This window comes from Bradyrhizobium sp. CCBAU 11357, from assembly GCF_028128865.1.
Lineage (GTDB): Bacteria > Pseudomonadota > Alphaproteobacteria > Rhizobiales > Xanthobacteraceae > Bradyrhizobium.
Map to the genome: position 1 here is coordinate 324,979 of NZ_LBJW01000112.1, position 18,255 is coordinate 343,233.

Consider the following 18,255-nt stretch of genomic DNA (forward strand, 5'->3'; position numbering starts at 1 on the left):
GGACCGTTTGTCACCCGTCTGTCTTGTTTTTTGGCGTTTTTTGGCCGCTCGCCCGATTCGCGGCCTTTTCCCACAAATCCGGGCGCCGGGCGGCTGTCAGGGCCTCGGATTCGGCCCGCCGCCACGCCGCCACCTTGGCGTGGTCGCCGGAGGTGAGGATGGCAGGGATCGGAACCCCCTCGAACAGCTGCGGGCGGGTGTATTGGGGGTACTCCAGCAGGCCGTCCGAAAAGCTTTCCTCGGTTCCCGAGGCTTCCTTGCCCATCACCCCCGGCAGCAGCCGGACGCAGGCGTCGATCAGGGCCATGGCTGCGATTTCGCCCCCGGACAGCACGTAATCGCCGATCGAGACCTCCTCCAGTCCCCGTCCGTCGATCACCCGCTGGTCCACCCCCTCGAACCGCCCGCAGACGATCAGGGGGCCGGGGCCCCGGGCGAGCTCGGTGACGCGGGCCTGCGTCAATGGCCGACCGCGGGGGCTCATCAGCAGGCGCGGCCGCGCTTTTGACGGGTCTTGCCCGATCTCGGCGGCATCGATGGCAGCCGCCAGAACATCCGCCCGCAGCACCATGCCCGGGCCGCCGCCGGCAGGGGTATCGTCGACGCTGCGGTGGCGGTCGGTCGCGGAGGCCCGGATGTCCCGCGCCTCGATCTGCCAGAGCCCGGACGCGAGCGCCCGGCCTGCGAGGCTCACGCCGAGCGGCCCCGGAAACATCTCCGGAAACAGCGTCAGCACCGTCGCGCGCCAGGGTGAGGGAGTCGTCATGGCCGCTGGTTAGGGCATTGCGGCCGGCAGGTCGAGGCCCTCGCGGGCGTGATTGCCTAGCTCTTGCGGCCGTACTCGACGACTTCGAGAACGTTATTGATCCGCAGATGGCCGTTCTCCCGTAATACAAAGGTTTTCTTCACCCAATGGTCGATGGCCGGGGCGTACCAGGTCACGGTCGTGATGTCCTGCTTGCGGCTCCGGTCGTTGGTCGAGCGTCTCGAGAGGGTCGTTTCGATCCTGTACGTCTCGAACGTGCCGGCGCGGGTGGTGATGGCCTCCTGGCCGACGACCTTCGAGCGGCCCGAGCGTTTCCAGATGAAGCCCTTGCTGTTGTTGACGTCGTCGGCGGAGATATTCCAGCTATCGCCGGTCTTCAGCGGCGAATGAATGCCGGAGCCATCGCCCGGCTGATACTTCCACTCGCCGTTGTCTTTCAGATTCCACGATCGGTCGTAGACGCTCAGGATGTCGGTATCCCTGCCTTTGATGGTGGTGCGGACGCTGATCTCGCTCGGCGAGACCTCGGTGACCATGTGCGTGCGGATCGAGCTGATTTTGCCGCCGATTTCGTCCCGCACCTCGTAGGTCCAGAAATCGCCTTGCAGCGGCTGCTCCATGGCGATGACCGGCTTTGTATCGGCAGGCGGGGGCGATGGTGTATCGTTTGCCGCCCATGCGGAGGCGGCGCCGACAAGCAGGCAAGCGATCATCGTGGCCGCGTAACGAGACATCAGCGTTTTCCCCCAGGGAGTTTCGGCCATTCACGGCGTCTTCGCGTCGGATGTTAGCGGCGACCGTATTCGACCATTTCGAGCGCGCCCCGCTCGCGAACCCTGCCATACGACCTGCTGACATACGTGCGCTTCACCCAATGATTGATCTCGGGCACGTACCAGACCTGCTGCTCAAACTGGGATTTCTTGGTGGGATCGTTGGTGTTTCGCATCTCGATCGACGTCTCGATCTTGTAGGCCTCGAAAGTGCCTGCGCGGGTGGTGATGCTCTCCTTGGCCGTGACCTTAGAGGTGCCCGTGCGCTTCAGGCTGACACCGGCCGTGCTGTTGGAGCCATTGGACTTGAACGACCAGGACTTGCCGACCGCGAGCGGCATGCGGACACCTGAACCATCGTTTGGCGTGAAGCGCCAGGCGCCATTGTTGATGATGTCCCACGACCGGTCGTAGGTCTGGTAGCCGAAACCGGGCTTGCCGAGGGTCTCGAACCGGATGCTGATCTCGGTGGCCGATACGTCGGTGATGGTGTGCGTCACGGTTGACTTGAGGTCGCCCGTGATCTCGTCGCGCATCTCGTAGGTCCAGTGGTCGCCGACGTGCGGCTCTTCCATGGCTTCGACGGATGGGGCCTCGGCTGCAGGCGGAGGGCTGGGCGGCGTCTGTGCGTGGAGGACGCTTATGGACACGAGCAGGCCGATCGTTGCCAGAGCACAGCAGCGCAGCATGAAATCTCCGGATGTCAAGGAATCGACGGGAGGGGAGGGTGCAACCCAAGCGTGAACCAGCCGGATCCCGAACGCAAGCCCCTTGTCGGAAATTGTTGGCGAGCCGTTACTGCTCCGTCATGACGACGAAGTGTCGTCCTCGTGCCGGTCGCCCTCAATCTCCTGCGGCTGCGCGATCACGACGCGGCCGCCTTTGAGGTCGACCTCCGGCACCACCGCGTTGGAGAACGGCAGCAGCATGGTCGGGCCCTTGAGCGGCGCGATCTCGATGATGTCGCCGGCGCCGAAATTGTGGATCGCGAGCACGCGGCCGAGCGCGTCGCCATCAATGGTGACGGCGGCGAGCCCAATCAGATCGGTGTGGTAATATTCGTCCTCGTCCGTCGCGGGCAGTTTGTCGCGCGCGACATAGAGCTCGATGCCGTTGAGGCGCTCGGCCTCATCGCGGGTCGCGACACCCTTGAATGTCGCGACCAGATGATCCCTGGCCTCGCGCACCTGCGCGATTTCGAACTGGCGCCTGCCGTCCTTGGTCGACAGCGGGCCGTAGCGGCGAACGGCGAAGGGATCCTCGGTGAAGGTCCACAGCTTGACCGCACCGCGCACACCATGCGCGGCGCCGATCCGCGCGACGCAGACCAGCGCCGACATGATCCAGCCTTACGCCTTGGCGGCGGCTTCGGCCTGCGCCTTGCGCTCCTTGCGCGGCACGGCCTTCTGCGGGTTGTTGCGCGCTTCGCGCTTCGCAACGCCGGCGGCATCGAGGAAACGCGCGACGCGATCGGACGGCTGCGCGCCCTTGGCGAGCCAGGCCTTCACCTTGTCCATGTCGAGCTTGAGGCGGGTCTCGTTGTCCTTCGGCAGCAGCGGATTGAAATAGCCGAGACGCTCGATGAAGCGGCCATCGCGGGGAAAACGCGAATCGGCGACGACGACGTGATAGACGGGACGCTTCTTGGTGCCTGCACGGGCGAGGCGGATAACGACGGACATTCAGTTCTCCTTCAAAGTACGTTTTGTTCGGTTGATTGGTATTCCGCGTCACGCGAGATGCTGATCATCCCGTGCGACGAATTCCTCATTTCTTCTTGCCGGGGAAACCGCCGAGGCCCGGCAGCGTCGGCTTGCCGCTCAACCCGGTCAGACCAGGAAGGTTCGGCAGGCCCTGGCGAAGCCCGGCCGGCAGATCCTTCGGCAGATTCGGCAGGCCTTGTCCGCCGCCCGCGCCTTGCATCTTCTCCTGCAACGCCTTCATCTCTTCGGGCGAGGGCATCTTCATGCCGCCGCCGAAGCCCATGGCCTGCGCGATGCCGGCGAGCGGGCCGCGCTTGCCCGAACCCATGGCCTTCATCATATCGGCCATGTTCCGGTGCATCTTCAGCAGCTTGTTGACGTGTTCGACGCTCTGGCCGCTGCCGGCCGCGATGCGCTTCTTGCGGCTGGCTTTCAGAAGGTCCGGATGACGGCGTTCATCGCGCGTCATGGAATCGATGATCGCGACCTGGCGCTTCAGAATCTTGTCGTCGATGCCGGCCGCCGCGATCTGGTTCTTCATCTTGGAGATGCCGGGCATCATGCCCATCAGTCCGCTGATGCCGCCCATATTGGCCATCTGCAGCAGCTGCTCGCGCATGTCGTTGAGGTCGAACTGGCCCTTGCGCATGCGCTCCGCAGTGCGCGCGGCCTTCTCGGCGTCGATATTGGCGGCGGCGCGCTCGACCAGCGAGACCACGTCGCCCATGCCGAGGATGCGGCCGGCGATACGGTCGGGGTGGAAATCTTCCAGCGCGTCGGTCTTTTCACCGGTGCCGATCAGCTTGATCGGCTTGCCGGTGACCGCGCGCATCGACAGCGCGGCGCCGCCGCGGCCGTCGCCGTCAACGCGTGTGAGCACGATGCCGGTGAGACCGACGCGCTGATCGAACGAGCGCGCCAGATTCACCGCGTCCTGACCGGTGAGACTGTCGGCAACCAGCAGCACTTCATGCGGATTGGCCGCGGCTTTGATCGCAGCGGCTTCCGCCATCATCTCTTCGTCGAGCGTGGTGCGGCCGGCGGTGTCGAGCAGCACGATGTCGTAGCCGCCGAGCTTGCCGGCTTCCAGCGCGCGTTTTGCAATTTGCGGCGGCTGCTGGCCGGCCACGATCGGCAGCGTCGGAATGTCGAGGTCGCGGCCGAGCACGGCCAGCTGCTCCATCGCCGCCGGACGGTAGACGTCGAGCGAGGCCATCAGCACCTTGCGCTTGTCGCGCTGGACCAGGCGGCGGGCGAGCTTTGCGGTGGTGGTGGTCTTACCGGAGCCTTGCAGGCCGACCATCATGATCGGCACCGGCGGCACGGAATTGACGTCGATGGTCTGGCCTTCGCTGCCGAGCGTGTTGACCAGCTCGTCATGGACGATCTTGACCACCATCTGGCCGGGGGTGACCGACTTGACGACGGTGGCGCCGATCGCCTGCTCGCGCACGCGCTCGGTGAAGCTGCGCACCACTTCGAGCGCGACGTCGGCCTCCAGCAGCGCGCGGCGCACCTCGCGCATCGCGGCGTCGACGTCCTTTTCGGTCAGCGCACCGCGCCCCGTCAGACGATCGAGAATGCCACCAAGCCGTTCCGACAGATTGTCGAACAATGCCGTTGTCCTTTGTCCTGCTAGCGCAGGGTTGCCGCGTTCACGCTGTCATGCCCCGGCTTGACCAGGGCATCTAGTACGCTGCGGCACCTCGGTTCCAGCCGAGCCGCCTCGGAGTACTGGATCGCCCGATCAAGTCGGGCGATGACCACCTCCTTGGGTCAGCGATCTTCCAAACACCTTTGCGCCCGAGGGCGCACAGCGCTGTCGGGCGTTGACCTCCGGTCCTAAGGCCGGTCGGCGGGTCGAAAAGAAAGCCTTTCCGAGAAAGTGGCGGGGTTAAACGCCGCTCCCGCTCAAAAGTCAAGGAAAGTTAGGGTGCCGGCTCGCCCTTGGTAAGGCAAGGTTTTGAAAACGTGATCATTTTGTCGCGGGTTCCTTTTCCGCCAGCCCCGCCCATATAGGCGGTGATGTCTTACCCTTCCGACCATCCCTAGAAGCCCGCCGTGCCGATCACCCGCCGCCGCCTTTTCGGATTGCTTGCCGGAGCCGGCGCGCTGGTCGGCGTCCCCTCGCTCTGGATGTCCCGCATGAAAACCTATGACGGTCCCGCCTCCGACCATTTCGACGGCCTGACCTTCTTCGATCCGGACGGGTCGCCGCCGAAATCGCTGCGCGAGGTGCTGCGTTGGCAGTTCAGCGGCAAGCGGCGGCGCGCGACCTGGCCGGATTGGGCGCCCAGCCCACATGCCGACACCCCGCCGGCGCGTGTCGATGGCGACAAGGTGCGGCTTTCCTTCGTCGGCCACGCCAGCTGGCTGATCCAGGCCGGCGGTCTCAACATCCTGGTCGATCCGGTCTGGTCAATGCGCGTCTCGCCCGTCGCCTGGGCCGGGCCGAAGCGGCACAACGACCCAGGCATCGCCTTCGAGAAGCTGCCAAAGATCGACGTCGTGCTGGTCTCGCACGGCCACTACGACCATCTCGACATCGCGACGCTGTCGCGGCTCACCAAGAATTTCGCCCCGCGCATCGTCACCCCGCTCGGCAACGACGTCACGATGCGCAGCACCGATCCCACCATCAAGGCGGAAGCGTTCGACTGGCACGACCGCGTCGAGCTCGGCGAAGGCGTCGCGGTGCATCTGGTGCCGACCCGGCACTGGACCGCGCGCGGCCTGTTCGACCGCAACAAGGCGCTGTGGGCGAGCTTTGTCCTGGAGACGCCGGCCGGGAAGATCTACGTGGTTTGCGATTCCGGTTACGGCGATGGCCGCCATTTCCGCCGCGTCGCCGAGAAGCACGGCAAGCTGCGCCTGGCGATCCTCCCGATCGGCGCCTACGAGCCGCGCTGGTTCATGCGCGATCAGCACATGAACCCGGAAGATGCCGTGAAGGCGCTGGCCGATTGCGGCGCCGAGCAAGCGCTCGGGCATCACCACGGCACGTTCCAGCTGACCGACGAAGCAATCGACGCGCCGGCGAAAGCGCTGGTGGACGCGCTCGATGCCGCGAAGATTCCGCAGGAGAAGTTCGTGGCAATGATGCCGGGGCAGGTGGTGGAGATTTAGGTCGTGTATCCACAAACCCGGCGGCGTGATGCGACGAAAGCAATCTCCGCTTTGCTCCCATGGCGACAGGTTTGTGCGGCTCTGCGCCGTTGAACCAGAAGGCCCATGACGCAACAAAACACCATGGATTTCTTTCGGTCGGAAGACCTTGATTGATCAATGGATGGAGCCGGCCTGTGGGATTTTTGCTGAGAATTGTGCTTGCAACCGCTCTCGTGAGCCTTGCTCCAGCCGCCGCCCAGGCGAAGAACGCCGTTGCTTCTCCTGCCTTGCAGAAGGAATTCGATGGCTTCATCGAGAAGTTTCGCGCGGCGCTGAAGGCAAACGATCCCGCCGCCGTCGCCGCTATGACACGATTGCCGTTCATGAACGACAACGCAATTCGCGACGCCGCGCAATTTGGCGCCAAGACCTATCGGACCTCGTTCACGGCGAAAAATCGCGCGTGTATCCAGCGCGGCAAGGCCGTCTACGATCGCGATGACTATAAGAACGACAGTTACTTCGTCTTCTGCGGCGAGCTCATCTTCGTCTTTACCAAGACGCCGGCGGGGTTCCTTTTTACTGATATCAGCGTGAATGATTGACCAGGTGTTGCGCCGACGTGCCTCTTACGAAAGAGGCTACTGCCCCTGCTTGATCGCCCAGCTCACATTCACCGTCACCGACAGCGTCTCCTCGCCGGGCGCGACTGCGGCCGGCGCCGCCATCGGAGCTGTCGCCATGCGGCCCTTGAACAGCGGCACGGGCGCGCCGCCTTCGGTGACGCTGAGCGGCGCGCCAAGCGTCACGCCGGTGGTCTTGGCGTAGATCTCCGCCTTGCGGCGCGCATCCGCCACCGCCTGCTCGCGCGCGTCGTCGAGCAGTTTTGACGCCTGCGTCACCTCGAACGAGATATTGCCGATGTCGTTGGCGCCGGCGCTGACCAGCGTGTCGATGATGCCGGCGACCTTGGTCACGTCGCGGATCTTCACGGTGACGCGGTTGCTCGCGCGGAAGCCGACCACGGGCGATGCGCCGGTGGATTTGTTCTGGCCGTATTGCGGCTGCAGCGACAGCCGCGAGGTCTGGTAATCCTTCTCGGCGATGCCTGCGCTCTTCAGCGCCAGCAGCACCTTGCCCATCGCCGCGTTGTTGGCATCGGAGGCTTCCTTCGCCGTCTTGGCGTCGCTGGCGACACCGGCATCGATCTGCGCGAGATCGGGCGCCGCGGACACCGAGGCTTCGCCGCTCACCGAGATCGCGGAGGGAAAATCGTCGGCGTGCGCCGGCATGGCCAGCAGCGAGGTGGCAAGGACGGCGGCGAGCAGGGCAGGCTTTTTCATCAGTCTCACTTCAGTGGCACGAAAACGTTGATCACGAGCTTGTCCTCAGCGGTCTTCAGGGGATCGGTGAGGTACTCCTCGATGAAGGTGTCCTTGGCTTCCAGCCTCTTGTCGTCGAGGTGGTTGGTGATCGCCTCATAGGTGTTGTCCATGTTGTCGTAGGAGCCGCGATGGACGAATTTCAGCGCCTTGCCTTCAGGCGATTTGCCGACGCTCATGTCCTTGGGCAGGCTCTTCGGGTCCTGCTCGACCGGGATCTCGGCGAGGAAGGTGAAGCCGGTGTCGTCGGTCGAGGTGTAGACGATCATCGAATTGCCTGACGGCTTGATGCCCTGCTTGTCCAGCAGCGTGTTCAGCGCCTTGAAGGCATCGATCAGCGTGTCGAAGGCCGAGTCCCAATTGGCGGTGCCCTTGACCATCACGACCTTCTTGGACTCGAGCGTGGTCTCGAGGCCAAAGGGATCGGCGGTCTGAACCGGGGCGGGCGTGGCGGCGGCCGCCGGGGGCGGGCTGGGCGAGGCGCTGGCGGCGGGTGCTGGCGATGCTGCAGGAGCGGGTGAGGCGCTCGCCGCAGGCGAGGGTGTCGCCGCGGGGGCGGGCGAGGCACTTGCAGCCGGAGCGGGCGAAGCCGACGGGGCCGGCGAGGGACTTGCCGATGCGGCCGGTGCGGGGCTCGGCGTCTGCGCCAGAGCGCCGGACAGCCCAAGCGACAAGGCCGCAGCCGGGATCAGCGCGGCCAAAGCGAGGCGACGGAAACTGGTCATTCTGTTCTCCCCAAGGCCCCCGCTTCGTCGGGGCCTGAATTCATCAAGGCCTTACCCACCAAGGCCTTAACCCGGCCGCGCGTCCCGGTTCGCGCGAACCGCGCCGTTCTAACACGCGAGCGCCGAATTCGTCCCATGACAGATGCGTCATGGCTCATGTCCCGACCCGGGTGGCAAATTACTGGCCAAGCGGCCAAGGATCGCCATATAAGGCAGGCGAAATTCGGGAATTTTCATGAGCGCGCTGGCCAACCACGTATTTGCCAAGATGAACGGCATCGGCAACGAGATCGTCGTTGTCGACTTGCGCGATTCGGCGGCCAAGATCACCCCGGACGAGGCCCGCGCGGTGGCGTCCGCGAACGGCGGCGTGGCCTACGACCAGCTCATGGTGCTGCACAAGCCCCGGCTCGACGGCACCGAGGCCTTCATCAGCATTTACAATAATGACGGCTCGGAGGCCGGCGCCTGCGGCAACGGCATGCGCTGCGTCGTGCGCCGCATCTTCGAGCAAACCGGGCAGACCACCGCGACCTTCGAGACCGCCGCCGGCCTGCTCAATGCCTGGCAGGGGCCGGCGCCCGATCTCTACACTGTGGACATGGGCGCGCCAAAATTCGGCTGGCAGGACATTCCGCTGGCGGAAGAGTTTCGCGACACCCGTTACATCGAATTGCAGATCGGGCCGATCGACAATCCGATCCTGCATTCGCCCTCGGCGGTGAGCATGGGCAATCCGCACGCCGTGTTCTGGGTCGAGGACGTCAACGCCTACGATCTCGGCCGCTTCGGTCCGCTCCTGGAAAACCATCCGATCTTCCCCGAGCGCGCCAACATCACGCTCGCCCATATCGTCGATCGCGAGCACATCACGATCCGCACCTGGGAGCGCGGCGCCGGCCTGACCAAGGCGTGCGGGTCGGCGGCCTGCGCCACGGCGGTCGCCGCCGCGCGGCTGAAGCGTGCCGAGCGCAAGGTCGAGATCACTTTGCCCGGCGGCAAGCTCGGCATCGAATGGCGCGAGCGCGACGATCACGTGCTGATGACGGGCACCGCGACCTTCGAATATGAGGGCACCTTCGATCCGGCGCTGTTCGCGCCGGTCGCCTGATGGCCGTCGACATTGTCACCTTCGGCTGCCGCCTCAATGCCTTCGAGGCCGAGGTGATTCGCGGCAAAGCGGAAGCCGCAGGGCTTTCCGACACGATCGTCATCAACAGCTGCGCCGTCACCAACGAGGCGGTGGCGCAGGCACGCCAGTCGATCCGCAAGTTGAAGCGCGAGCGCCCCGAGGCGCGCATCGTCGTCACCGGCTGCGCGGCGCAGACGCAAGCTGCGATGTTCGCCGACATGGCCGAGGTCGATCGTGTCGTCGGCAATGACGACAAGATGCGCAGCGAGGCGTGGCGGAAGGCACGCGATGCGTTCGATCTCGGCGCCGGCGAGAAGATCGCCGTCAGCGACATCATGGCCGTCAAGGAAATGGCGCCGCATCTCCTCGACGGCTATGCGAACGGCCTGCCGCGCGTGTTCGTGCAGGTGCAGAACGGCTGCGACCATCGCTGCACCTTCTGCATCATCCCGTTCGGGCGCGGCAATTCGCGCTCGGTGCCGATGGGCGCGGTGGTCGATCAGGTGCGGACCCTGGCCGAGCGCGGCCATGCCGAGATCGTACTCACCGGCGTCGATCTCACCAGCTACGGCACCGACCTGCCCGGTGCGCCGAAGCTCGGCATGTTGACCAAGCAGATCCTGCGCCATGTGCCCGAGCTGAAGCGCCTGCGCATCTCCTCGATCGATTCGATCGAGGCGGATGACGACCTGCTCGATGCCATCGCCGAGGATGCGCGGCTGATGCCGCATCTGCATCTGTCGCTGCAGTCAGGCGACGACATGATCCTGAAGCGCATGAAGCGGCGGCATTCGCGGAATGACGCCATCGCGTTCTGCGAGCAGGTGCGCCGCCTGCGCACCGATGTCCTCTTCGGCGCCGACATCATCGCGGGCTTCCCGACCGAGACCGAGGACATGTTCTCGCGCTCGCTCGACCTCGTCGAAGAATGCGGCCTGACCTTCCTGCACGTCTTCCCCTATTCCCCGCGGCCCGGCACGCCGGCCGCACGGATGCCGCAGGTGGCGGGGCCTGAGATCAAGGCACGCGCGAAGCGGTTGCGTGCGGCGGGGGAGGCGACACTGCGACAACGGCTGCAAGCCGAGATCGGCGCAACGCGCGAGGTGCTGATCGAGAGCGCGGAGCAGGGCCGCACGGAGCATTATCTGCCGGTGGCGATTGCGGGCGAGCAGGTTGGGAGCATCGTGCGGCTGAAGATTGCCGGCAGTGACGGCGAGCGGCTCACCACGTAGTTGGTGTCGTCGCCCGGCTCGACCGGGCGACCCAGTACGCCGCGGCTTCTCGGTTCAATCTCCGCCGTCTCTGGAATACTGGATTGCCCGCTTTCGCGGGCAATGACAGAGCAATGTGTGATGAGTAGCAAGCGCCCTAAAGCGCCCTTACCTGCCAGAACCGCAGCGTCCGCTTGGCATTCTCCGCCGTCATTCTCGCGTAGTGTCCCTGCGCCCTGGCGATGTCCGCCGGCTTCATCGCGCCTGTCGCGAAACGGCATTCGAGCACGGCCATGGTCGTTTCCCAGCTGAGCTGCGCGGCCTTGCACGGCACCAGCAGGCCGTCCTCGCGGAGACTCTGCATCAGCGGACGAATTACCTCGACGGTCGACCCCGACAACGCCGCCAGCGCCGCCACCGTCTCCTCATAGCGCCGCTGTTTGGCGAATCCGAACAATGTCGCCTCGTTGAGCTGGCCGGTGGCCTTGAGATACCCGATCGCGCGCCTGGCACCCTCGAAATCGCGGACACCCGACATCTCGCGCTCGACGCCGACGGTGACGGCGGCGATCGCGCTCTGGATCTCCTCGAACAGATGCGGCGGAGCGCGCGACAGCAGGCGGGTGCGCACGGCGTCCGTCGCCGAGCGCAGCAATTGGCGGCGCAGCTCCGACGGCAGATCGACGCGGATGCCGACGCCGACCGCGAGTTCCGGATCGCTTTCGGCCTGGCCGACGATGATGGCAAACCCTTTTCCGGAGACGCGCGCGCCGGGATTGGCGGCGAGCCGCCGGCTGACGCTGGGATAGCGGCGCGCCAGCAGCGCGTCGGTGACGATCTCCTTCAGCCACCAGCGCCCGGCGACCGCGAGCAGATGCGGCTCGCCCTTGCTCGATGCGATCTTCACCAGCTCGCCGTCGTCGAGCCGCGCGGATTCCTGCAGCACGGGGCCGGCGATGCGGATCTCGTCATTGTTGGCGAGGCGGCGGATCACCGACGGCGGCGCCTGCGCGATCGGCGCCAGCTGCGCGCTGATCTCGGCCAGCGCGACGCGCGCGGCCACGTCGGCGATGGCGCGCAGCTCGATGGTGCCGATCAGGCGCTCGAGCACGTCGTCGAACAGCGCGATCTGCTCGTCGTCGAAATTGCCGGCGGAGGAGAGGAACAGCTCGGTGACGCGGCGGGCCGTCGCCAGGCCCTTTTCCGGCGAGCCGATCCGAAGTGCGGATTCGATCTCGTCGATGATCGATAGCCCGGCCTTGGTCATATCACGCGGCTCGTCCTGAGCGGTTACGGAAGCTTTTTCTAAGCAACCGTTATCATTAGAGGTGAGCCCTGAACGTTTCGTAAACCATGGCGCGGTAGCCGGGCACGGCTCCGCTCCTCATCCTGAGGAGCCCGCAAAGCGGGCGTCTCGAAGGGTGGCCGCGGGCGAGATGCGGGCCTTTCATGGTTCGAGACGGCGCTAGCGCGCCTCCTCACCATGAGGGTCGACACCTATTCCCCATTCCACCCGCAGGCCCGGAGCTTCTCATGCATGTGCGGCGGGGCGGGCGCCACAACGCGGATCGGCTCCTTGTTCCGGGAGATCGGCACCACGATCTCGCGCGAATGCAGGTGCAGGCGCGGCTCGCCGAACCGCGGGCCATTGCCGTAAATATTGTCGCCGAAGATCGGCCATCCGGTCGCCGACGAATGCACGCGCAATTGATGGGTGCGGCCGGTGACGGGTTCCATGGCAAGCCAGGCGAAACCGTCGCCCCGGCCCAACACCTTCCAGTTGGTGATGGCCTTCTGGCCTTCGGGATCCGGCTTCTGCCACCAGCCGCGTTCGGCATTGAGCCGGCCGAGCGGCATGTCGATGACGCCCTCATCTTCGGCAGGGCCGCCTTCTACCACGGTCCAGTAGGTCTTGCCGATCTTGCCGTGCTTGAACAAAAGGCCCAGCGATGCCGTCGCCTTGCGGTGGCGGCCGAGCACGAGGCAGCCCGAGGTGTCCTTGTCCAGCCGGTGGGCCAGCACCGGCGGCCGCGGCAGGCCGAAACGCAGCGCGTCGAAGGAATCCTCCAGATTGGGGCCACCCTTTGGGCCGCGATGCACCGGCAGGCCGGCCGGCTTGTCGATGACCAGCATCAGCCCGTCGCGATGGAGCACGCGGCCTAAGATCTCATCGGCGGTCAATTGGGGAACATCGAGCAATTGCAGGACTTTCGGTCAAGGCTTTCGTTTACGGGCCGGAACGGCTAACACGCCACCATGAACGATACCACGTCAGATCCCCCCAAGCTGAGCTGGTGGCGCCGCCTGTCCAACGGGCTGAAGCGCACCTCGTCCTCGCTCGGGACCGCGGTCGCCGACCTCGTCACCAAGCGCAAGCTCGACCGCGCCATGCTCGACGACATCGAGGACGTGCTGCTGCGCGCCGACCTCGGCACCTCCGTCGCGGTGCGCATTGCCGATGCCGTCGGCGCGGGACGTTACGACAAGGCGATCTCGGCGGACGAGGTCAAGGACGTTGTCGCGACCGAGGTCGAGAAGGTGCTGTCGCCCGTGGCAAAACCGCTCGTGATCGACACGGCAAAAAAGCCGTTCGTCATCCTCGTGGTCGGCGTCAACGGCTCCGGCAAGACCACGACCATCGGAAAGCTGTCGCAGAAATTCGCCTCCGAAGGCCGCAAGGTGATGCTGGCGGCCGGCGATACGTTTCGCGCCGCGGCCATCGAGCAGCTCAAGGTCTGGGGCGAGCGGACCAAGACGCCGGTCATCGCGGGCGCGCAGGGCTCGGATTCGGCGAGCCTTGCCTTCAACGCGCTCACCGCGGCGAAGGAGCAGGGCATCGACGTGCTGCTGATTGACACCGCCGGCCGTCTGCAGAACAAGGCCGAGCTGATGAACGAGCTCGAGAAGGTCGTGCGCGTGATCCGCAAGGTGGATGACACTGCGCCGCATGCCGTGCTGCTGGTGCTGGATGCGACCGTCGGCCAGAATGCGCTGTCGCAGGTCGAGGCCTTCCATCGCACCGCCGGGGTCACCGGCCTCGTGATGACCAAGCTCGACGGCACCGCGCGCGGCGGCATCCTGGTGGCGCTCGCCGAGAAATTCAAGCTGCCGGTGCACTTCATCGGCGTCGGCGAAGGCGTCGACGATCTCGCGCCCTTCACCGCGCGCGACTTCGCCCGCGCCATCGCCGGAATCGAGTCATAGGTTTCTCGTCATGCCCCGCGCAGGCGGGGCATTCAGTACGCCGCAGCTTCTCGGTTCAAGCCGAGCTGCCTCTGGAATACTGGATCCCCCGCCCCAGTGCGCAACTGCGCACAAGGCGGGGGATGACAGCAACAAAGGTCAGGTAATGGACAAGACCCAGCCGCATCCGCTGTTCAAGCTCGCGACCGAGCTCGGTCCGCTGCTCGTATTCTTTTTCGTCAACGCGAAGTTCAATCTGTTCGCCGCGACCGGCGCCTTCATGGTCGCCATCGTGGCGGCGATGGCCGCCTCCTACATGGTGACGCGCCACATCCCGATCATGGCGATCGTCACGGGCGTGATCGTGCTGGTGTTCGGCACGCTGACGCTGGTGCTGCACGACGAGACCTTCATCAAGGTCAAGCCGACCATCATCTACGGCCTGTTCGCCGCGATCCTCGGCGGCGGCCTGTTGTTCGGCCGCTCCTTCATTGCCGTGATGTTCGATCAGGTGTTCAACCTGACACCGCAGGGCTGGCGCATCCTCACCTTGCGCTGGGCGCTGTTCTTCGCCGGCATGGCGGTGCTGAACGAGATCGTCTGGCGCACCCAGAGCACGGATTTCTGGGTGAACTTCAAGGTGTTCGGCGTCACCCCGATCACGATGATCTTCGCCATCGCCCAGATGCCGCTGACCAAGCGCTATCACCTCGCGCCGGTCTCGCTGGAGAGAAGCGAGGCCGAGGCGGGGGATGTGAGCAAGGGGTGACGGTCTCTCCGCTCGTCATTGCGAGCGAAGCGAAGCAATCCAGAATGCCTCTGCGGAAGGACTCTGGATTGCTTCGTCGCACCAGCGCAAAATTGCTTCGCAATTTTGTCGCGGGCTCCTCGCAATGACGGTCTTGGCTAAGACCCCGCCTTCAGCGCCTTCTCCATCTGCGGCATCAACACCGTCCGCAGATTGTCCGGCGTGATCGGCCCGACCAGCTTGTAGACGATGGTGCCCTCGCGCCCGACGACGAAGGTCTCCGGCACGCCGTAGACGCCCCATTCGATCGAGGCGCGGCCGTTGGCGTCCACGCCGACATGGCCGAACGGGTTGCCGTAGCGGCCGAGGAAGCGCCGCGCGTTGTCGGCGGCGTCTTTGTAGTTGATGCCGACGAGCTGGAAGCGCTTGTCCTTGGCGAGCTCGGTCAGCAGCGGCGCTTCGTCGTGGCATGGCACGCACCAGGACGCCCAGACATTGACGAGGCTGACCTTGCCCTTGAAGGCGGCGGGATCGAGCCCCGGCACCTGCGTGCCGTTGTCCTGCAACCCCTCGATCGGCGGCAGCACGGTCTGCGGTGCGGGCCGGCCGATCAGCGCGGAGGGAATCCGCGAGGGATCGCCGCTGCCGAGCCGGAACCAGAACAAAAGCGCAAGGCCGACGAAGACGATCAGCGGCAGCACCACCAGGAAGGTGCGGCGCTGCGGCGGAGCGGGGGCAGGTTGATCGCTCATCGCGGCTCCGTCGCGCTGCGGCCCGACCGACGGGTGATGCCGCGCTGCTCCAGCTCGCGCAGGCGCTGCGTCTGGCTGCGATAATCGAGCATGACCCAGCCGATCAGGATCATGACCACGAGGGCGGCAGCGGCATAAGACGTCACGATGAAGGAGGCGTAGGGACCGAGCGACATCGTCATGCAGCCCCAGCTTCTTTTGAGGCGTTGTCGTCACGCGAGCCGGCGGCCACCTCGCTCGAAAACGCGATGCGACTGGCCTGCATCATCTGCAGCGAGCGGACACGGCGGCGCAAAATCTCGTTGCGCATTGCGGCCAGGTGCAGCGTGACGAACAGCAGCGTGAAGGCGATCGCCATCACCAGCAGCGGAATCAGGAACGATTTGTCGAGCGCCGAGCCGCCCATGCGCATCACCGAGGCGGGCTGGTGCAGCGTGTTCCACCAATCGACCGAGAACTTGATGATCGGCAGGTTGATCGCGCCGACCAGCGTCAGCACCGCGGCGGCGCGCGCCGCGCGCGAGGGATCGTCGACCGCGCGCCACAGCGCCATCAGGCCGAGATACATCAGGAACAGGATCAGCACCGAGGTCAGCCGCGCGTCCCATTCCCAATAGGTGCCCCACATCGGCCGGCCCCACAGCGAGCCCGTGAGCAGCGCGAGGAAGGTGAAGGCGGCGCCGATCGGAGCTGCGGCCTTGGCGGCGACGTCGGCGAGCGGATGCCGCCACACCAGCGTGCCCAATGATGCGATGCTCATCACGCCCCATACGAACATCGACAGCCAGGCATTGGGCACGTGGATGAACATGATCTTCACGGTCGCGCCCTGCTGATAGTCGTCCGGCGCGAGCGCAGCTTGATAGAGACCGATCGTGAGCAGGATGATTGTCGCGGCCGCCAGCCACGGCAACACCCGCGCTGTCAGCGCGAGGAACCGCGTGGGGTTGGCGAGGTCGATCAGCGTCATGGTATCGTGATAATCACCGGGGGCCGCTCAGGCAATCAGCACGAAAGTCCGTGGCGAAAGTTGATCGGGGTCAAGGTCGGCCGAGTCCATCTCAATCGAGACCATGGCGCAGGCTCGCCGCCGCCGCGAACGGGCCGATCACGAGACTGACCAGCGACAGCGCGCACAGGATCGAGAACGGCGCGCCGAAGGTCATGGGACCGACGATCACCGCCTGCGAGGCCGCAACGCCGAAAATCAGCACGGGAATCGACAGCGGCAGCACCAGGACGGCCATCAACAGCCCGCCGCGATGCAGCGTCACCGCGAGCGCTGCGCCGATCATGCCGGTGAAGGTCAGGGCCGGGGTGCCCGCCAGCAGCGTCAGCGCCACCGCCGCCGTGGCGACCATGTCGAGGTTGAGCAACAGGCCGAGCACGGGGGTTGCGACAATCAGCGGCAGGCCGGCGGCGAGCCAATGCGCCAGCGCCTTGGCGGCGCAGGCGAGTTCCAGCGGCGTCCGGCTCATCGTGATCAGGTCGAGCGAGCCGTCCTCATGGTCGGCCATGAACAGCCGGTCCAGGGTCAGCAGGCTGGCCAGCAGCGCGCCGAGCCAGAGAATCGCAGGTCCCAGCCGCGACAGCAGCGCCAGATCCGGCCCGACCGCGAACGGCATCAGCACCACCACGGTCAGGAAGAACAAGACGCCAATCAAGGCCCCGCCGCCGACGCGGAGCGCAATCCGGATGTCCCGGCGGATGAGGGCGGCGAGGGCGCTCATGGGGGGCTCCCCTCGTGCCTCAAAGGTGGTGCGCGCCCTCCCCCGCTTGCGGGGGAGGGCTGGGGAGAGGGTGTCTCGACAACGAAGATTCCCCCGGTAACGAAGGCTCCCCCAGACGAGAGAGCCCTCACCCGGCGCCATAGCCGATGCAAAGCATCGGCGTTTTCAAGGGACGGCGGCCAAGGGCCGCCTATGCTGACCTCTCCCGCAAGCGGGAGAGGCAAGAGAGCCCGCGGCGACGGCTGCGTCCACGCTGAGAGCACGGTGCCCAGCCGCTCGGAAAGCTGAGGGTACCTCGGAATCATGCCGTCCCCCCGATCCGCAGCTCTCGCGATTCGACCCCGAGCGGGGCATGCGTCGCCGCGACGATCATGCCGCCGCCAGCCAGGTGCTCCCGCATCAATCCGGAAAACATGTCCTGACCGGCCACATCCAGCGCGTTGGTCGGCTCGTCCAGGAGCCAGACCGGGCGGCGGACGGTCAGCAGCCGGGCCAGCGAGAGCCGGCGGCGCTGTCCCGCGGACAGGAATCCGGCGGGCAAATGGGTGGCGTGGTCGAGCCCGACCTTGGCGAGGCTGTCAGCCGCATCGAAACGCTCTCCTCCAAGAAAATCGGCCCAAAACGTCAGGTTTTCGGCAACGCTCAGCGCCGGCTTCAGGGCATCGCGATGGCCGAGATAGTGGCACTGCTCCGCCAGGGTCAGCTCGCCATCGCCCCCGTCCAGCGCGATCGTCCCGCCGGCGGGAACGAGCAGGCCCGCGATCAGCCGCAGCAGCGAGGTCTTGCCCGATCCATTGCGGCCGACGACCGCGACGGCCTCGCCCGAGACGGCCGCGAAATCGAGCCCGGCGAACACCTCGCGTCCGCCCCGCACGCATCTCAGCCCGTGACCGGACAGCCGCATGTCGCCCTGGTTCGATCCGCTCACAGCCAGGCCTCAGGAAATCTTGGGGTAGCGCATGGGAATTTTTGGCTCGCGGATTGCTGCAGCACGATAGTGGCTGTGGCGGCGCGGTTAGAAAGCTTCTATAAGCCCGGAACT

The 18,255-nt window shown here is 65.7% G+C and carries 21 protein-coding genes; 6 read left to right on the forward strand and 15 right to left on the reverse strand.

What is annotated here, in order from left to right:
• Positions 1-10: 10 nt before the first annotated feature.
• From trmD to ffh, 6 genes are all read right to left on the reverse strand, one after another.
• Complete coding sequence (trmD, locus tag XI05_RS35515; RefSeq protein ID WP_271510431.1) at positions 11-766, reverse strand: tRNA (guanosine(37)-N1)-methyltransferase TrmD; 756 nt, start codon at positions 764-766, stop codon at positions 11-13.
• A gap of 56 nt (positions 767-822) precedes the next feature.
• Positions 823-1,530 carry a hypothetical protein gene (locus XI05_RS35520; RefSeq protein ID WP_271510432.1) on the reverse strand — a complete coding sequence of 236 codons (708 nt, stop codon included), beginning with the start codon at positions 1,528-1,530 and terminating at the stop codon, positions 823-825.
• Between the two features lie 23 nt (positions 1,531-1,553).
• A complete protein-coding gene (locus tag XI05_RS35525) occupies positions 1,554-2,114 on the reverse strand; it encodes a TapB family protein (RefSeq protein WP_271510433.1) in 561 nt (186 codons plus the stop codon).
• A 231-nt stretch (positions 2,115-2,345) separates the two neighbouring features.
• Entirely contained in the window at positions 2,346-2,882 is a 537-nt protein-coding gene (gene rimM, locus XI05_RS35530) for a ribosome maturation factor RimM (RefSeq protein WP_271510561.1), read from the reverse strand.
• Positions 2,883-2,888: 6 nt separating this feature from the next.
• The gene (gene rpsP / locus XI05_RS35535) at positions 2,889-3,221 is read right to left on the reverse strand and encodes a 30S ribosomal protein S16 (protein ID WP_172789386.1); all 333 of its coding nucleotides are present in this window, start codon (positions 3,219-3,221) and stop codon (positions 2,889-2,891) included.
• An 85-nt stretch (positions 3,222-3,306) separates the two neighbouring features.
• On the reverse strand, positions 3,307-4,857 hold the full coding sequence (gene ffh / locus XI05_RS35540; RefSeq protein WP_271510434.1) for a signal recognition particle protein: 1,551 nt from the start codon (positions 4,855-4,857) through the stop codon (positions 3,307-3,309).
• 446 nt (positions 4,858-5,303) lie between these two features.
• On the opposite strand from ffh, the gene XI05_RS35545 reads away from it, so the two are divergent.
• A complete protein-coding gene (locus XI05_RS35545; protein WP_271510435.1) occupies positions 5,304-6,368 on the forward strand; it encodes an MBL fold metallo-hydrolase in 1,065 nt (354 codons plus the stop codon).
• Positions 6,369-6,544: 176 nt separating this feature from the next.
• Positions 6,545-6,955 (forward strand): hypothetical protein, encoded by a 411-nt coding sequence (locus XI05_RS35550; RefSeq protein ID WP_271510436.1) that lies wholly within the window; start codon positions 6,545-6,547, stop codon positions 6,953-6,955.
• Between the two features lie 36 nt (positions 6,956-6,991).
• Here XI05_RS35550 and XI05_RS35555 read toward each other — a convergent pair whose 3' ends face one another.
• On the reverse strand, positions 6,992-7,693 hold the full coding sequence (locus XI05_RS35555) for an SIMPL domain-containing protein (RefSeq protein ID WP_271510437.1): 702 nt from the start codon (positions 7,691-7,693) through the stop codon (positions 6,992-6,994).
• Positions 7,694-7,698: 5 nt separating this feature from the next.
• Positions 7,699-8,457, reverse strand: coding sequence for a GyrI-like domain-containing protein (locus XI05_RS35560; RefSeq protein ID WP_271510438.1), 759 nt, complete (start codon positions 8,455-8,457; stop codon positions 7,699-7,701).
• 235 nt (positions 8,458-8,692) lie between these two features.
• On the opposite strand from XI05_RS35560, the gene dapF reads away from it, so the two are divergent.
• Positions 8,693-9,568, forward strand: a complete 876-nt coding sequence (gene dapF, locus XI05_RS35565) for a diaminopimelate epimerase (RefSeq protein ID WP_271510439.1) — start codon at positions 8,693-8,695, stop codon at positions 9,566-9,568.
• Positions 9,568-10,821 carry a tRNA (N(6)-L-threonylcarbamoyladenosine(37)-C(2))-methylthiotransferase MtaB gene (mtaB, locus tag XI05_RS35570; protein WP_271510440.1) on the forward strand — a complete coding sequence of 418 codons (1,254 nt, stop codon included), beginning with the start codon at positions 9,568-9,570 and terminating at the stop codon, positions 10,819-10,821. Before dapF ends, mtaB begins: the two co-directional genes overlap by 1 nt.
• 136 nt (positions 10,822-10,957) lie before the next feature.
• Here the strand turns inward: mtaB and XI05_RS35575 are convergent, their stop codons facing one another.
• Positions 10,958-12,067, reverse strand: coding sequence for a DUF2336 domain-containing protein (locus XI05_RS35575; protein ID WP_271510441.1), 1,110 nt, complete (start codon positions 12,065-12,067; stop codon positions 10,958-10,960).
• Positions 12,068-12,297: 230 nt separating this feature from the next.
• A complete protein-coding gene (locus XI05_RS35580) occupies positions 12,298-12,999 on the reverse strand; it encodes an RluA family pseudouridine synthase (protein ID WP_271510442.1) in 702 nt (233 codons plus the stop codon).
• A 57-nt stretch (positions 13,000-13,056) separates the two neighbouring features.
• Between XI05_RS35580 and ftsY the strand changes: the two genes are divergently transcribed.
• Both ftsY and XI05_RS35590 read left to right on the forward strand, forming a co-directional pair.
• Positions 13,057-14,004, forward strand: a complete 948-nt coding sequence (gene ftsY / locus XI05_RS35585; RefSeq protein ID WP_271510443.1) for a signal recognition particle-docking protein FtsY — start codon at positions 13,057-13,059, stop codon at positions 14,002-14,004.
• A gap of 145 nt (positions 14,005-14,149) precedes the next feature.
• Positions 14,150-14,752, forward strand: coding sequence for a septation protein A (locus XI05_RS35590; RefSeq protein WP_172789710.1), 603 nt, complete (start codon positions 14,150-14,152; stop codon positions 14,750-14,752).
• Between the two features lie 137 nt (positions 14,753-14,889).
• Here the strand turns inward: XI05_RS35590 and XI05_RS35595 are convergent, their stop codons facing one another.
• From XI05_RS35595 to ccmA, 5 genes are all read right to left on the reverse strand, one after another.
• Positions 14,890-15,483, reverse strand: coding sequence for a DsbE family thiol:disulfide interchange protein (locus XI05_RS35595; RefSeq protein ID WP_271510444.1), 594 nt, complete (start codon positions 15,481-15,483; stop codon positions 14,890-14,892).
• Complete coding sequence (gene ccmD, locus XI05_RS35600) at positions 15,480-15,665, reverse strand: heme exporter protein CcmD (RefSeq protein ID WP_271510445.1); 186 nt, start codon at positions 15,663-15,665, stop codon at positions 15,480-15,482. The genes XI05_RS35595 and ccmD overlap by 4 nt, the downstream gene beginning before the upstream one ends.
• Positions 15,662-16,453: a heme ABC transporter permease gene (locus tag XI05_RS35605; RefSeq protein ID WP_271510446.1), complete on the reverse strand. Its 792-nt coding sequence runs from the start codon at positions 16,451-16,453 to the stop codon at positions 15,662-15,664. Before XI05_RS35605 ends, ccmD begins: the two co-directional genes overlap by 4 nt.
• A gap of 91 nt (positions 16,454-16,544) precedes the next feature.
• Positions 16,545-17,213: a heme exporter protein CcmB gene (gene ccmB, locus XI05_RS35610; RefSeq protein WP_271510447.1), complete on the reverse strand. Its 669-nt coding sequence runs from the start codon at positions 17,211-17,213 to the stop codon at positions 16,545-16,547.
• 301 nt (positions 17,214-17,514) lie between these two features.
• A complete protein-coding gene (gene ccmA, locus XI05_RS35615; RefSeq protein WP_271510563.1) occupies positions 17,515-18,117 on the reverse strand; it encodes a heme ABC exporter ATP-binding protein CcmA in 603 nt (200 codons plus the stop codon).
• Between the last annotated feature and the right edge of the window lie 138 nt (positions 18,118-18,255).

Bases quoted from the DNA above. Each gene is read 5' to 3' on its own strand.
- trmD (WP_271510431.1), bottom strand. From the start codon at position 766: ATGACGACTCCCTCACCCTGGCGCGCGACGGTGCTGACGCTGTTTCCG.
- XI05_RS35520 (WP_271510432.1), bottom strand. From the start codon at position 1,530: ATGGCCGAAACTCCCTGGGGGAAAACGCTGATGTCTCGTTACGCGGCC.
- XI05_RS35525 (WP_271510433.1), bottom strand. From the start codon at position 2,114: ATGGAAGAGCCGCACGTCGGCGACCACTGGACCTACGAGATGCGCGAC.
- rpsP (WP_172789386.1), bottom strand. From the start codon at position 3,221: ATGTCCGTCGTTATCCGCCTCGCCCGTGCAGGCACCAAGAAGCGTCCC.
- XI05_RS35555 (WP_271510437.1), bottom strand. From the start codon at position 7,693: ATGAAAAAGCCTGCCCTGCTCGCCGCCGTCCTTGCCACCTCGCTGCTG.
- XI05_RS35560 (WP_271510438.1), bottom strand. From the start codon at position 8,457: ATGACCAGTTTCCGTCGCCTCGCTTTGGCCGCGCTGATCCCGGCTGCG.
- dapF (WP_271510439.1), top strand. From the start codon at position 8,693: ATGAGCGCGCTGGCCAACCACGTATTTGCCAAGATGAACGGCATCGGC.
- mtaB (WP_271510440.1), top strand. From the start codon at position 9,568: ATGGCCGTCGACATTGTCACCTTCGGCTGCCGCCTCAATGCCTTCGAG.
- XI05_RS35575 (WP_271510441.1), bottom strand. From the start codon at position 12,067: ATGACCAAGGCCGGGCTATCGATCATCGACGAGATCGAATCCGCACTT.
- ftsY (WP_271510443.1), top strand. From the start codon at position 13,057: ATGAACGATACCACGTCAGATCCCCCCAAGCTGAGCTGGTGGCGCCGC.
- XI05_RS35590 (WP_172789710.1), top strand. From the start codon at position 14,150: ATGGACAAGACCCAGCCGCATCCGCTGTTCAAGCTCGCGACCGAGCTC.
- XI05_RS35595 (WP_271510444.1), bottom strand. From the start codon at position 15,483: ATGAGCGATCAACCTGCCCCCGCTCCGCCGCAGCGCCGCACCTTCCTG.
- ccmD (WP_271510445.1), bottom strand. From the start codon at position 15,665: ATGACGATGTCGCTCGGTCCCTACGCCTCCTTCATCGTGACGTCTTAT.
- XI05_RS35605 (WP_271510446.1), bottom strand. From the start codon at position 16,453: ATGACGCTGATCGACCTCGCCAACCCCACGCGGTTCCTCGCGCTGACA.
- ccmB (WP_271510447.1), bottom strand. From the start codon at position 17,213: ATGAGCGCCCTCGCCGCCCTCATCCGCCGGGACATCCGGATTGCGCTC.
- ccmA (WP_271510563.1), bottom strand. From the start codon at position 18,117: ATGCGGCTGTCCGGTCACGGGCTGAGATGCGTGCGGGGCGGACGCGAG.